The organism is Micromonospora sp. WMMC273 (assembly GCF_027460285.1).
GTDB lineage: Bacteria > Actinomycetota > Actinomycetes > Mycobacteriales > Micromonosporaceae > Micromonospora > Micromonospora aurantiaca.
Genome location: NZ_JAPZBE010000001.1, coordinates 77,394 through 91,281 on the forward strand (window position 1 = coordinate 77,394; position 13,888 = coordinate 91,281).

Sequence of the window (13,888 nt, forward strand, 5' to 3'; positions counted from 1 at the left end):
TTCGGCCCTCCTGGTGCCCGGTCTGCGGCTTTCGTCGGGGCAGCAAGTGCATGATCGACAGGGCGGTGGGGCCGCTTCTGCCGATCTTGGAGTTGTGGCGCCCAGATGGTCGGTTTGGCGGCCTTTGTGAGTGCCACAACTCCAAGATCGCGGTGGGCGGGTGGGTGGGTGGGGAAACTGGTTGACCGTGGGGGACGGGGTGGGGCCTACTGCGTCGGTGTGCCGGACCGTGAGGGGCGGGCGGGGTGGCGGGAGTGGGAGTGGGAGTGGGCGGGACGGATGCGCTGGTGTGGCGGGAGTTCGGCGAGGAAGAACTGCCCGCCTTGACCGGCCTGGCGCAGGCGTGCCTCGCCACTGACGGCGGGTTGCCGCTGTTCGGGCGTACCCCGTTGGCGCGAGCGCGGCTGCTGCAGACGCGTACCCACGGCGCCTGGTCCGGCGACGACCTGGTCGCGGCCGTCGGGGTCGGCACGGGACGGACGCCCGCCACCGCCACCGGCCTGGTGCACCCGGCGTGGCGCGGCCGTGGGCTCGGCGGTGCGCTGCTGGACTGGGCCGAGAGGCACACCGGCGACGCGGGCCTGCTGGTCACCACGGAGACGTGGAACGTGGCAGCGGAGGAGTTGTTCGCGGCGCGCGGGTACACGCGGACGTTCCTGGAGTGGGTGCTGCGGCACGACCTCGACGTGCTGCCCGAGGTCGCCGTCCCGGACGGCGTGACTGTGGAGCCGGCGACGCTGGGAGCGGAGCTGTTCACCGCCTACCGCGCGTCGTTCGCCGATCGGCCCGGATTCGTGGAGCCGGAGGCCGACGAGTGGCTGGGCGACCTGCGTGACGACGAGGACTTCCGGCCGGAGTTGACGCTGCTCGCACGCGGCCCGGACGGCGCGGCGGCCGGCTTCGTCACCGTGCTGGACAACTGGATCGATCAGGTCGGCGTGGTGCCCGGGTGGCGCGGGCGACGGGTCGGCGCGTACCTGGTGGCGCGCGTCCTGCGCGGCCTCGCCGACGCGGGCGTGGACGCCGCATGGCTCTGCGTCAACGACGACAACCCGGCCGCCGGGCTGTACCGGCGGCTCGGCTTCCGCGACTTCGGCCGCCGCGCCCGCTATCTGCATGGCTGACCCGACGCGGGAGGCGATTCTGCGGGCCCTCGCCGATCTGTGGGCGAACGGCTGCCCGGTGCCCGCGCCCGAGCTCCACGAACGGCTCGCCGACGTCGGTCTGCGCCGCTGGCGCAGCGTCGCCCGCCGGCACCGGGGGCGGCTCGGCCCGGACGATCGGCTCAGAGATCTGGTACGCGGACTGGTCGCCGCGTTCGAGCCGGACCCCAAGCTGGTCGGGCCGCTGGTGCGCGACTACGAGTGCGTGGCGCGCGCCATCGCCGACGCCGTGCCATCGACCGAGTCGCCGGGGGCTGTTGCGGATGCCCGGTGACGTGGTCTTATGGCGGGACGACGACGTCATCGATCCGCAGCTTTGACAACCCCGCGTCGGTACTCCTTTCATGCCTCTCGAAAGGTGCAACGATGCACAGGAAACCGACGATCCACCTGGCAGTGCTCGTGGCTGCCGCAGCCACCTTCCTGACCGCCGGCGGAGCCCCCGTCGCGGCCACGGCTGCACCCGTGACCGCCTCTCCCGCCGCCGCCGAATGTGAGCCGGGCGCCGACACGCACAGCGCCGCCCGGGTACGCGAGGGCGCCACCGCCAAGGAGCCCGAGCTCTACTCGACGAACGAGGCCAAGGCGTACGGCGTCATCAAGGACTCGCCACGTCTGGCGAACGGCAGCGTCACCGTACCGACGATCTTCCACATGATCTCGGACCACGAGCTGAGCGCGGCCGAGAAGGCCCGCTGGAACACGCTCATCTCGGCGCAGATGACGGTGCTCAATGACTCGTTCGCGGGTCGTACCGCGGCCGACGCGTCGGACACGCCGTTCCGCTTCTCGCTCGTGGACACCACCTGGACCGTGAACAGCGCCTGGTACACGGTGGTGCCGGGCAAGAACGAGCGGGACATGAAGAAGGCGCTCTACACCGGTGACTCCCGCACGCTGAACGTCTACGCGGCGAACATCGGTGACGGGCTGCTCGGCTGGGCGTACTTCCCGAAGGGCTACAACAACGGCCGCGACTACATCGACGGCGTGGTGATGCTCGACGAGTCGATGCCGGGCGGTACGGCCGGCAAGTACGCGCTCGGCGACACGCTCACGCACGAGGTGGGCCACTGGCTGATGCTGGAGCACACGTTCGCGCACGGCTGCTCCGCGTCCGGCGACTTCGTGGCCGACACGCCGCGTGAGGCGGCGCCGCAGTTCAACTGCCCGATCGGGGCGGACACCTGCACCGCGCCGGGGCTGGACCCGATCCACAACTTCATGGACTACACGCAGGACTCCTGCATGAACATGTTCACCCCGGGCCAGGCCGACCGGATGAGCGACGCCTGGGTCGCGTTCCGCGCCAGCGGCAAGGGCTGACCGCCGGACCGGGCGGGCCGCGCCGATGCGGTCCGCCCGGTCGGCTCAGGCCACCCGAATCGGCGTACGCCTCTGTCGTCCCCCTTCGATACCCTCAGGCGACTCGACGGCGATGCACGCCGTTGTCCTACGGGGGAAGGGGCATCGTCGTGCGCGCACGAAGAATGCTCGCCGCGTCACTGGGCATAGTGCTCGGTGCCGGCCTGATCAGCGTCGGCACCAGCCCGGCGCAGGCCTACGAGCAGCGCGACACCAGCAAGTCCGGTTGGGCCTACACGGATTCGCACCTGCCGAAGAAGTCGTTCGTCAACCCGTCCGGGGATGCGCCGATCGGTGCGTGGACGGATGCGGCAGGCGCCCGGCACAAGTCCCGGTCCTACTTCACCTTCGATGTCGCACGCTTCCGCGGCACCGTCATCCACAAGGCCGACCTGGTCATCGCGGAGCGGTCGGCGGCGGACTGCTCGACCGCCCAGCCGGTCGAGCTGTGGCGCACCGACCCGATCACGGCGACCACGAGCTGGGAGTCCTCGCCGCGCCGGCGCGAACTGCTCGGCACGGTCCAGGCCGGCGGGGAGGCGGCCTGCCCCGGCTATCTGGTCTGGGACATCATGCCCGCCCTGCAGAAGCTCGCGGATCAGGGCAAGCAGACGCTGACCGTCGAGATCCGGCTGCCGCACGGCTTCGAGTCCAAGCTCTCGCACGGTCGTAAGCTCCGCCCGTTCCCGGTGATCCACAGCGAGTCGAACCACGCGCCGACGGTCGGGCAGATCGGCCTGGAGTTCCCGTCGTGGGCCTGCGGGACGGCGGCGAAGCCGCAGCCCGTGGGGCCGCGCTCCTACACGCTGATGGTCAAGGGCGCGGACGCGGACCCCTACGACTACAACTACAACGGGCAGTTCGCCGCGTGGCCGGTCGGTGACGAGAACCAGCGTGCCGAGCAGTTCGGGTACAGCTACGGCGGCGCCCTGTCGAAGCTCTCCTGGGACATGTCGCAGTACCCCGACGGCACCGTGGTGGCCTGGACCGTCCGGGCGTACGACGGGTACGACTTCTCGGCCTGGGCCAAGCCGTGCTACGTCAAGGTGGACGCGCAGCGACCCGCCGCCCCCGTGGTGACCTCGGAGAAGTACCCGAACGACGGCCTGCCGCACGGTGGGTCGGGGGTGCCGGGGACGTTCACGTTCAAGGCCAACGGCTCGCCGGACGTGGTCGGCTACTACTGGGGCCGCTTCGGCGACACGTACCACTACATCCCTGCGCCGTCGCCCGGCGCCGACGTGACGCTCGAATACACCCCGACCTCGTTCTCCGACTCGCTGAGCGTGCGCAGCGTGGACAGCGCGTCCAACTCGTCCGAGACGGTCCACTACGAGTTCCGGGTGAAGTCGACCGCGCCGCAGGTCGAGGTGACGATGGCCGGCATCGGGCTGCCCAGCAAGCTGGCCGTCTCCACGAACGTGGAGGGGGTCACCGAGTTCGGGTACCGCATCGGCGACGGCGCTGAGACCCGGGTGCCGGTGAACCCCGACGGCCCGACCGAGATCCCGGTGACGTTCGCCGAGGGGGGCCTCGTCAAGGTCGAGGTCCGCAGCTACGCCGGGAGCGAGCTCGTCGGCGGGTACACCGAGAACGTATCGGTCCGCGACCTCCCGACCGTGGAGTCGGACGACTTCGACTTCCCCGAGCACGACGGGGTGGTGGACCGTCCCGGCACCTTCACGTTCCGGCCCGGCCGGACCGGTGTGGTGGCGTACGAGTACACGTTCGGTGGTGGCGATCTGCTGCGCATCGACGCGGCCGCGGACGGCACGGCGGTGCTGCACTGGACGCCCACCGAGGGTGGCTGGCACGTGCTGAACGTCCGGAGCATCAGCGCCGACGGCACTGTCTCGGAGACGCAGGAGCAGCAGTTCAACGTCATCGACACCAAGCCGTACGTCTCCTCCAGCACCTACTACGAGAACGGCGCATGGGGTGGCGTGGGCATCCCCGGTGAGTTCAACTTCGACACCGGCATGCCCGACGTCGACGTCTACCTCTACCGCCTGAACGACGGGCCGGAGCAGGTCGTCGACCCGGACTACAGCTGGGCGCGGGTGACGCTCACCCCGGACCGTTCCGGCAGCAACACGCTGACGGTGCGTACCCGGTTCCAGGACGGTTCCTTCTCCCCGACCCGGACGTACACGTTCGAGGTCAGCGACGCGCCGGTGGTGACGTCCGAGGACTACCCGGAGAACGGTGAGGGCGGCCAGCCCGGGCAGACGGGCCGGTTCACCTTCAACCCGGGCCGCTCCGGCGTGACCGAGTACCGCTACGTGCTGGAGTACACCGGCGAGGAGCAGGTGGTGGCCGCCGGCGCGGACGGCCGGGCCACCGTCGAGATCACGCCGGCGCACTCCGGCTACACGCTGCTGACTGTCACCAGCCGGACGGCCGACGGCACGGTCAGCCCGGAACGCCGGTACTACTTCCGGGTCCGCGACTCCCGGGTGAACGTGAGCAGCGCGTACGACGAGTACAGCCCGCGTGGCGGGATCGGGTCGGTCGGCACGTTCGGGGTCTACACCGAGATCAGCGAGGTGACGACCTTCGAGTACCAGCTCAACGGCGGCGCCTGGCAGAGCGTGCCGAAGAAGCCCGATGCGCTGGTCACGGACATCACGGTGATCATGGACCGCAACGGCGCCAACCTCATCTCGGTACGGGGCCGTACCGCCGCGGGCGACTACACGCCGCAGACCGACTATCCGTTCCTGGTCGGCACGGCGCCGCTCGTCAGCTCTGGCACCTACCCGGCCGGTCAGTGGTCCGGCGGTGTGGGCGTGGCCGGTGAGTTCACCTTCACCCAGGGCAGCCCGGGTGTGACCGAGTTCGAGTACACAGTCGAGGACGGGCAGCCGGTGACCGTGGCCGCGAACGCCGCCGGAGTCGCCACGGCCACCTTCACGCCGACCTCGGCCGGCTCGTACAGCATGCGGGTGCGCGGCCGGACCGCCGACGGCGTGTGGACCGACACGACGAGCTACTACTTCCTGGTCAACTACTCCTGATCCGCTGGTGACGGTGGGCCGCCCGGAACGGGCGGCCCACCGTCACTCAGTCGACTGTGGGCAGCGACGGCCCGAGCACGTCGTCGGCATCCACGATGGTGTACGCGTACCCCTGCTCGGCCAGGAACCGCTGCCGATGCGCGGCGTACTCGGTGTCGATGGTGTCCCGCGAGACCACCGTGTAGAAGTGCGCCTGCCGGCCATCGGCCTTCGGGCGCAGCACCCGGCCCAGCCGTTGCGCCTCCTCCTGGCGGGAGCCGAACGTGCCGGACACCTGGATCGCCACCGCCGCCTCCGGCAGGTCGATGGAGAAGTTGCCGACCTTCGAGAGCACCAGGGTCCGCAACGAGCCGGAGCGGAACGCGTCGAACAGCCGCTCGCGTTCCTTGTTCGTGGTGGAGCCCTGCACGATCGGCGCGTCCAGGTATTCGCCGAGCTGGTGCAACTGGTCGAGGAACCCACCGATGACGAGGACCTGCTCGTCCGGGTGCCGCTCCACCAGGGCCCGCACCACGGGCAGCTTCGTGCGGGCGGTCGCCGCCATCCGGTAGCGCTCCTCCGCCTCCGCCGTCGCGTACGCCAGCCGCTCGGCGTCGGTGAGCGTCACCCGTACCTCGGTGCACTCCGCCGGGGCGATCCAACCCTGCTGCTCGATGTCCTTCCACGGCGCGTCGTACCGCTTCGGGCCGATCAGGCTGAACACGTCGCCCTCGCGGCCGTCCTCGCGTACCAGAGTCGCGGTGAGGCCGAGCCGGCGGCGGGCCTGGAGGTCCGCCGTGAAGCGGAAGATCGGCGCGGGCAGCAGGTGCACCTCGTCGTAGACGACCAGGCCCCAGTCGCGGGCGCCGAACAGGTCCAGGTGGGTGAACGCGCCGCCGCGCCGCGAGGTGAGCACCTGGTACGTGGCGATGGTGACCGGGCGGATCTCCTTGCGCTCGCCCGAGTACTCGCCGATCTCCTCCTCGGTCAGCGAGGTGCGGGCGATCAGCTCGCGCTTCCACTGCCGTCCCGCCACCGTGTTGGTGACCAGGATCAGCGTGGTCGCCTTCGCCTCGGCCATCGCCGCCGCGCCGACGAGCGTCTTGCCGGCGCCGCAGGGCAGCACCACCACGCCGGACCCGCCGGCCCAGAACGCCTCGACGGCTTCCCGCTGGTACGACCGCAGCGTCCACGGCTTGCCGCCGTCGGAGCCGGACTCGGCCAGCTCGATCGGGTGCGCCTCGCCGTCCACGTACCCGGCCAGGTCCTCGGCCGGCCAGCCCAGCTTGAGCAGCGCCTGCTTGAGCCGCCCCCGCTCGGACGGGTGCACCGCGACGGTGTCGTCGTCGATCTTGGCGCCGAGCATGCCGGCGAGCTTCTTGCTCTTGGCGACCTCGATCAGGACCACTCGGTCCAGGGCGCGCAGCACCAGGCCGTGCACCGGGTCGTTGGCGAGCTGGAGCCGGCCGTACCGGTCCATCGTCTCGGCCACGTCGACGAGCAGAGCGTGCGGCACCGGGTAGCGGGAGTACTTGATCAGCGAGTCCACCACGCCCTCGGCGTCGTGGCCGGCGGCTCGGGCGTTCCACAGGCCCAGCGGCGTGAGCCGGTACGTGTGCACGTGCTCGGGGGAACGTTCCAGCTCGGCGAAGGGCGCGATCGCCATCCGGCACGCCTGCGCGTCGGGGTGATCCACCTCCAGCAGCAGCGTCTTGTCCGACTGCACGATCAGTGGTCCACCGCTCACGCCAGCGTCCTCTCGCATCGCCCGGAACCCGCTGCCCGGAAACTCGTCGCCCGGAACCCGGTCGCCCGGCATCCCGTCCACACCCCGGCTGACCTGCCGCAGGCCGACCATCCAGTGTTGCACGCCGGAGGGCGCCGCAAAAAAGTCTCGCTGGACAGGCAACGTCATACTCGTCCCACACGTCTAGCAAGCGGGACGACTGTCCAGGGAGGGCCCATGCAGCGTGTCCGGTTTCTCGCACGGGCCACCGCCCTGGCGGTGGTCGTGCTGGTCGGTGTCGGCGCCTGCGCGCTCGATCCGCAGGCGGAAGGCGCCGGGGGCAGCACCCCCGGCCCGGTCGGGCTGACGGAGGGAGCATCGGGGGCGAGCGCGTCGCCCATGCCGGAGCAGCCGGTCACGTCCCCGTCGGCGCAGCCGAGCCGGACGGCCTCGCCGAAACCCTCCCGGTCGCCGGAGGCGACGAAGACGACGAAGCCCAAGCCGAAGCCGAGCGCGTCCGCCGGGTGCCCGCAGGGGGAGCACCAGCGGGCGGTGGAGACGTACCTGACGCGGCTGGGCGGCTTCGGGACGCTGACCGTGGACGGCGAGCAGTCCGCCGCCGACTGCGCGGCGATCAAGAAGTTCCAGATCCGGTACGGGATCAGCCCGTCCTCCGGTCGCGCCGGTCCCACCACGTACGACGTGGCGAAGCGGCTCGCCGCCACCGACACCGCGCGGTGCAGGGCCGGTTCCCGGCTCACCTTCTGCGTCGACCTGACCCGGCAGACGGTCTGGGCGATGCGCGGCGGGAAGGTGGTGATGGGTCCGACGGTCACCCGCACCGGCATGTCCGGGTACGCCACCCCGGCCGGCACGTACTCGGTGGGGCGGAAGAACCCGCGCGAGTGGTCCAACCCGTACGAGGTGTGGCTGCCGTACTGGCAGCAGTTCAACGGCGGGATCGGCTTCCACGAGACCACCACCTACCTGCACAACGGCGCGATCGGCTCGCACGGCTGCGTGAACCTGCTGCACCGCGACGCGGTACGCCTGTGGGAGCTGGGCTCGGTCGGCACCCGCGTGGTCGTGATCGGCCGCCGCCCCGGCACCTGATCGCACCGGAACCCGCCCCACCCGTGACCGGACCGCCCGGATCAGGGTTTTAACCCCTGTCCGCGCGCTCCGGTTGGTGTAACCCTGGAAGCCGGGTCCATGCCGGGACGGGGAGGGACTGCCATGACCGTTGACCAGGACGTGCTTCCCGAGGACGAACGGACGCGGCAGCAGGAGGTGCCCACGGCGGTGGTGCTCGCCTACGCGGCCGCCGCCGCGGGGGTGTTCGGCTGGTTCCTGTTCGGGCTGCTGGTGCAGCAGCAGGGCTTCGTCGACTCGGTGGGTGAGTCGGCCGGCGCCGCGTTCGCGTTGCTGCTGGCCGTGTCGGTGATCGGCACGCTGCGTCGCAACGGGGAGTAGCTCACTCCTCCAACACGGCCGCGGTGATCCGGTGCAGCGCGAACGTGTGCAGCATCTCCGTCCGGTCGTCCTCGGCGCGCAGGTAGCCGGCTCCGATCGACACCGGCCGGACCAGCCGGGACGCGGTCGCCCCGTGCGCGTCGACGTAGCCGACCCAGACCAGCGCCTTGTCCCGTACCGCCTGCTGGAGCACCGCCAGCGCGTCGCCGTGCCCGGACACGGGCGCCGGGCCGCCCGCCGCCGGGGCGCCGCGGACCACCGCCGGGGCCCGCCGCGCCGCCCGGGCCGCCGCCTCGCCCCGGCGGATCTGCTCGACCACGCCGAGCAGGCGGGGCATCGGCAGCTTCGGCGTGGCGAGCGGATCGACCGCACGACCGATCGCGGTACGCGCCGGCGCCCGCCGGGTCTTCGGGCGCGCCAGCACCGTCGCGCCGCTGGCGTCCTCTGGCACCGGGGCGTACCCGGCGTCGCGCAACGCGGTGAGCATCCGGTTGACCTGGTACGGGGTGACCAGCACCGTCGGCGCGAGCCGGCGGAACGCCAGCGGCTCCAGCCGCCGGTCCGCCTGCACCTCGGTGAGCAGTGCCTCGTCGTCGCTGCGCACGTACGCGCCGGCCGACCCGACGCGCAGGCCACCGTGCTTGCGGGCCACGTCGTCGACCAGATAGGTCAGGCCCTGCGGCACCGGGGTACGCGAGCGGCGGCGGAACAGCGTGTGCAGGTCGTCGGCGGTGTAGCCGGCGTCGAGCGCCCGCCTGATGCTCCCCGTGGTGACCCGGTGCACGCTGGCTCCGCCCGCCGACTCGTGCTCGGCCACCACGTCCAGCTCGGCGGCGAGCGCCGGGTCGGGCGGGCCGGGCACCACCACCGACAGGTCGGCCTGCACCAGCACGTGGTCGACCGGGGCGGGCAGCAGCCCGTCCAGCGCCCGTACCGTCGTCGAGGCGTCGCCCGACTCGGCGTCGGAGCGCAACCCGAGCGGGTCGTCACCGCGCTCGTCGGCCTCGGTCAGCTCGGCGAGCAGCAGCCGCCCGTACGAGGTGAGCGCGCCGAGCCCGGTCACGCCCAGCGTGGCCGCCTCGGCGAGCACCTCCCGGTGCGCCGTCTCCCGCCCCCGGGCCCGCCGGGGCGCGCGCCAGTCCAGCAGTTCCAGCACCTCCTCCGGCGTCGGGGCGGTGCCGGGTGTCAGGTCGGCCAGCACGGCGAGCACCGCACGACGGGCGGCCGGCGCACCGGCTCGTTCCGCCTCGGCGGAGAGCACCGAGATGGGCCGGTCCCGGTCGTCGCGCTGCCCGATCAGGCCGGCCTGGCGGGGCATCGACATCCAGGCGCGGGCGAGCTGTTCCCAGCGCTGGGCCAGCGACACCGCGCGCCACACCTCGTACCCGCCGGTGGGCAGGATCTGCTGGTCGCCGCCGTACCGGGTGGTGACCGCGCCGGTCAGCTCCATCTCCCCGGTCAGCCCGGCCGCGTACGCCACCTCGAACAGCAGCGCGGTGGTCGGCTCGTCCAGCCCGAGGCCACGGGCGAGCCGCCGCAGGTCGCGGACGCCGACGCCGCCGGAGCGCAGCACCGGTGCCGGTTCCGCGGTCAGCGCCTCCAGCATCGCCTCGGTGTGCCGGACCACCTCCATCGTCTGCCCGGCCCCGGCCGAGTCGACGGACTTGACCTCGCGCGGTGGGCCGGACACCACCGGCGGGCTGGTGCGCAGCGGGCCGAGCGGACCGGCGTCGCGGCGCAGCACCAGCCCCACCTCGCGGGGCAGCTCGACGGTGCCGTTGCGGCCGCCGGACATCCGGACCAGCAGCCGGTGCTCGACCAGCCAGCGGATCGGGGATCCGGTCGGTGCGCCGCCGTTCACCAGGTCGGGCGGGAGCACGTCCTCGGCGCCGGTGGCGGGGGCCTCCAGCGCGCCGGGGGCCACGGTCCCGACCGGTGGCCCGGCGGCGAGCCGGTCCAGGACCGCCCGGGCCGAGGGCGGCGCGGACAGCAGCGTCCGCCGCAGCTTCGCCGGGTCCGCGCAGAGCGCCGCCGCGCGCGGATCAAGCTCCGCCGCCGGTCGGCCCAGCCCCGCCGGGTACGGGGACACCTCGTCGATGCCGCCGGCCACGCACAGGTCGTGTTCGGGGCCGTACAGCAGGAACCGCGCCCGGAGCCGGTCGACGGCGGCGCGGACCGCCGTCGGCGCGGGTGGGTGCGGCCCGGCGGTGGCCAGGGCGAGGATCTGGTCGGTGGAGGTGGCGCCTTCGGGGCCGCGGGTGAGGCGGGCGGCGTCGAGGATCTGGAGGGTGAACTGGTCCAGCCCGTCGAGCGCCCGGGCCACGGAGACCCGGGACTGGGCGCGCAGGGCGAGGGCGGACACGTCGGCCGGCACCGGCACGACGAGGTCCGGCCGCAGCTGGAGCAGCGCGGCGAGGGAGTCGTCGGGGAGGGCCCGCAGGTGGTCGGCGAGTGAGGTGGTCATCGTCGTACCACGCTAGCCCGCTGGGTAGGTTCTCGGCATGTCTCCGCTGATGGTCGGCTTCGACCTCGACATGACCCTGGTCGACTCCCGTCCCGGGATCGCCGCCGCGTTCCGGGCGCTGACCGCGCGCACGGGTGTGCACGTGGACGGGGATCTGGCCGTCTCCCGGCTGGGCCCGCCGCTGCGTACCGAGCTGGCGCACTGGTTCCCGCCGGAGCGTGTCGAGGAGGCGGTGACGCTCTACCGCGAGCTTTATCCGGCGTACGCGATCACCCCGACCGTGCCGATGCCGGGTGCGGAGGCCGCGCTGCGCGCGGTGCAGGCGCGCGACGGCCGGACGATGGTGGTGACCGCGAAGATGGGCCGGCTGGCGAAGCTGCACCTGGACCACCTCGGACTACCGGTGGACGAGCTGGCCGGGGACGTGTTCGCCGAGCAGAAGGCGGTCGCGTTGCGCGAGCACGGCGCGACGCTGTACGTGGGCGACCACGTGGCCGACATGGCCGCCGCGCGAGCCGCGGGAATCCCGGGCGTGGCAGTGGCGACCGGCCCGTGCTCGGCCGACGAACTGACCGAGGCCGGGGCGTACCTGGTGCTTGATGATCTCGTCGAATTCCCGTGGGCGCTGGACCGGATCATCGGGCTAGCCTTGGAGGGGTAGACGGTTCGAGTGGAGCGGGGTTCAACAGGTGCCGACGGGTCGAGTGAAGTGGTACGACGCCGCCAAGGGGTACGGGTTCGTCACCAGTGACGAGGGTGGCGACGTGTTCCTGCCGAAGGGCGCGCTACCGGCGGGTGTCGCCGACCTGAAGGGTGGCCAGCGGGTCGATTTCAGCGTGGTGGACAGCCGGCGGGGCGCCCAGGCGATGGGGGTCAAGCTGCTGGAGGCGCCGCCGTCCGTGGCGGAGCTGCGCCGCCGGCCGGCCGAGGAACTCCACGGCCTGGTCGAAGACATGATCAAGGTGCTGGAGGCGAAGGTCCAGCCGGACCTGCGCCGGGGGCGCTTCCCGGATCGGAAGACCTCCCAGAAGATCGCTCAGCTGGTCCACGCGGTGGCGCGCGAGCTGGAGGTCTGAGGGACGAGCCCGGCGTCGGCGGCCCGGCCCAGCAGCGCTTCCACGGCGGCGAAGCCGGCCTCTCCCAGGTCGGCGGTGAACTCGTTGACGTAGAGGCCGATGTGCCGGTCCACCACGTCGGGCTCCATCTCCTGCGCGTGCGCGAGGACGTACTCGCGGCTCGCAGCCGGGTCGGCCCACGCCTGGCGTACCGACTCGCGGATCCAGGTGGCGGCCTCGACCGGGTCGACGGCGCCCCGGCGGGCCAGGATGGCGCCGAGCGGGATCGGCAGCCCGGTGTCGCCCTCCCACCACTCGCCCAGGTCGACCAGGGCGGTCAGCCCGTGCCGCGGGTAGGTGAAGCGCGCCTCGTGGATGACCAGGCCCGCGTCGTACCGGCCGGCGGCCACGCCCGGCATGATCTCGTGGAACGGCACCACCTCGATGCGCGCCGGTGCCTGGCCGGCCGCCCAGAGGCGGAACAGCAGGTACGCGGTGGTCCGCTCGCCGGGCACCGCCACCGTCGCGCCGGACAGGTCGGTCCGGTCGCCACGGGTCAGCACCAGCGGGCCGCAGCCCCGGCCCAGCGCGCCGCCGCAGGGCAGCAGGTGGTAGTCGTCGAGCAGCCACGGCAGCGCCGCGTAGCTGACCTTCACCAGGTCGAACGCCCCACGCTCGGCGGCGGTGTTGGTGACGTCGACGTCCGCGTAGGTCACCTCGACCGCCGGCGCGCCCGGCACCCGGCCGTGCACGAGGGCGTCGAAGACGAACGTGTCGTTGGGGCAGGGGGAGATCGCCAGGGAGAGCGCCACGGTCCCACCGTAACCCCGGCGGCCGGGCGGCCCGTCACGGCGTCCGGTGTGACGTCCAGCCGGTCCGGTGCAGCCGCTCGATGCCGTCGAGCAGCAGGTCCAGCGCGAATTCGAACTCGAACTGGTCGTCGCAGCCCGGCCCGACCACCGAGTCGTCGTCGTGGGACGCGGCGGTGGCGATGGCCGCGAGGTTGGGGAAGCGGTCGGCCACCTCCGGTGGCAGATCGGCCGGCGCCTCGGGCACCGTCGCGCCGGACCGGCCGGCCTGCCGGGAGGTGTCGAACAGTTCCTGGCTGAAGCCCAGCACCCGGCTGCCCAGCGCGTGCATGACGTGATGGGCCAGGTCGGTGGAGAACCCGCCCGCCCGCAGCGCGCCGACTGTCGAGTCGAGGTACGCCAGGACGGCCGGGGTCGGCGTGGTCCGGGACTCGATCGCCAGCGACGCCCAGGGGTGGCGGAGCAGCATCTGCCGCGCCGACAGGATGCGTCGGCGGATCGCCTGCTTCCAGTCGCCGGGCACCGGCGGGTCGATCTCCGCGACGACGATGTCGATCATGCCGTCGAGCAGTTCGTCCTTGTTGGCGACGTGCTTGTAGAGGGCCATCGGTACGACGCCGAGGTCCTGCGCGAGGTTGCGCATGCTCAGCGACTCGATGCCGGTCCGGTCGGCGAGCACGACTGCGGTACGCAGGACGCGATCCCTGGTCAGGGGTGCCCTTCGCGCCGTCTCCGTCTGCTCCGCCATGTCGTCCCCAGTCCTCCCGAAGGCCGTTGACACAGTAACCGCCTTGACTGGTGTACGGCGTACACCTAGCCTTGTACTCATGAAGGTGT

At 72.3% G+C, this 13,888-nt stretch carries 12 protein-coding genes; 8 read left to right on the top strand and 4 right to left on the bottom strand.

What is annotated here, in order from left to right; translation table 11 throughout:
- Positions 1-266 precede the first annotated feature (266 nt).
- From O7611_RS00415 to O7611_RS00430, 4 genes are all read left to right on the top strand, one after another.
- Entirely contained in the window at positions 267-1,124 is an 858-nt protein-coding gene (locus tag O7611_RS00415; RefSeq protein WP_194798906.1) for a GNAT family N-acetyltransferase, read from the top strand.
- Positions 1,117-1,437, top strand: coding sequence for a hypothetical protein (locus O7611_RS00420; protein ID WP_194798905.1), 321 nt, complete (start codon positions 1,117-1,119; stop codon positions 1,435-1,437). The genes O7611_RS00415 and O7611_RS00420 overlap by 8 nt, the downstream gene beginning before the upstream one ends.
- Before the next feature lie 92 nt (positions 1,438-1,529).
- Complete coding sequence (locus tag O7611_RS00425) at positions 1,530-2,489, top strand: zinc metalloprotease (protein ID WP_194798904.1); 960 nt, start codon at positions 1,530-1,532, stop codon at positions 2,487-2,489.
- A gap of 149 nt (positions 2,490-2,638) precedes the next feature.
- A complete protein-coding gene (locus O7611_RS00430; protein ID WP_269695972.1) occupies positions 2,639-5,545 on the top strand; it encodes a hypothetical protein in 2,907 nt (968 codons plus the stop codon).
- Positions 5,546-5,591: 46 nt separating this feature from the next.
- Here O7611_RS00430 and O7611_RS00435 read toward each other — a convergent pair whose 3' ends face one another.
- Positions 5,592-7,271, bottom strand: a complete 1,680-nt coding sequence (locus O7611_RS00435) for a DNA repair helicase XPB (protein WP_194798902.1) — start codon at positions 7,269-7,271, stop codon at positions 5,592-5,594.
- Positions 7,272-7,487: 216 nt separating this feature from the next.
- On the opposite strand from O7611_RS00435, the gene O7611_RS00440 reads away from it, so the two are divergent.
- Positions 7,488-8,363, top strand: a complete 876-nt coding sequence (locus O7611_RS00440) for a L,D-transpeptidase family protein (protein ID WP_194798901.1) — start codon at positions 7,488-7,490, stop codon at positions 8,361-8,363.
- 123 nt (positions 8,364-8,486) lie between these two features.
- A complete protein-coding gene (locus O7611_RS00445; RefSeq protein WP_013283702.1) occupies positions 8,487-8,723 on the top strand; it encodes a hypothetical protein in 237 nt (78 codons plus the stop codon).
- Position 8,724: 1 nt separating this feature from the next.
- Here O7611_RS00445 and O7611_RS00450 read toward each other — a convergent pair whose 3' ends face one another.
- Positions 8,725-11,187: a helicase-associated domain-containing protein gene (locus O7611_RS00450; protein ID WP_194798899.1), complete on the bottom strand. Its 2,463-nt coding sequence runs from the start codon at positions 11,185-11,187 to the stop codon at positions 8,725-8,727.
- Between the two features lie 37 nt (positions 11,188-11,224).
- Between O7611_RS00450 and O7611_RS00455 the strand changes: the two genes are divergently transcribed.
- On the top strand, positions 11,225-11,848 hold the full coding sequence (locus O7611_RS00455) for an HAD family hydrolase (protein ID WP_269695975.1): 624 nt from the start codon (positions 11,225-11,227) through the stop codon (positions 11,846-11,848).
- 28 nt (positions 11,849-11,876) lie between these two features.
- The gene (locus tag O7611_RS00460) at positions 11,877-12,263 is read left to right on the top strand and encodes a cold-shock protein (protein WP_030503574.1); all 387 of its coding nucleotides are present in this window, start codon (positions 11,877-11,879) and stop codon (positions 12,261-12,263) included.
- Here the strand turns inward: O7611_RS00460 and O7611_RS00465 are convergent.
- Positions 12,224-13,054, bottom strand: coding sequence for a 1,4-dihydroxy-6-naphthoate synthase (locus tag O7611_RS00465; protein WP_194798897.1), 831 nt, complete (start codon positions 13,052-13,054; stop codon positions 12,224-12,226). The genes O7611_RS00460 and O7611_RS00465 overlap by 40 nt on opposite strands.
- Positions 13,055-13,088: 34 nt before the next feature.
- Positions 13,089-13,799 (bottom strand): TetR/AcrR family transcriptional regulator, encoded by a 711-nt coding sequence (locus O7611_RS00470; protein ID WP_194798896.1) that lies wholly within the window; start codon positions 13,797-13,799, stop codon positions 13,089-13,091.
- Positions 13,800-13,888: the final 89 nt, after the last annotated feature.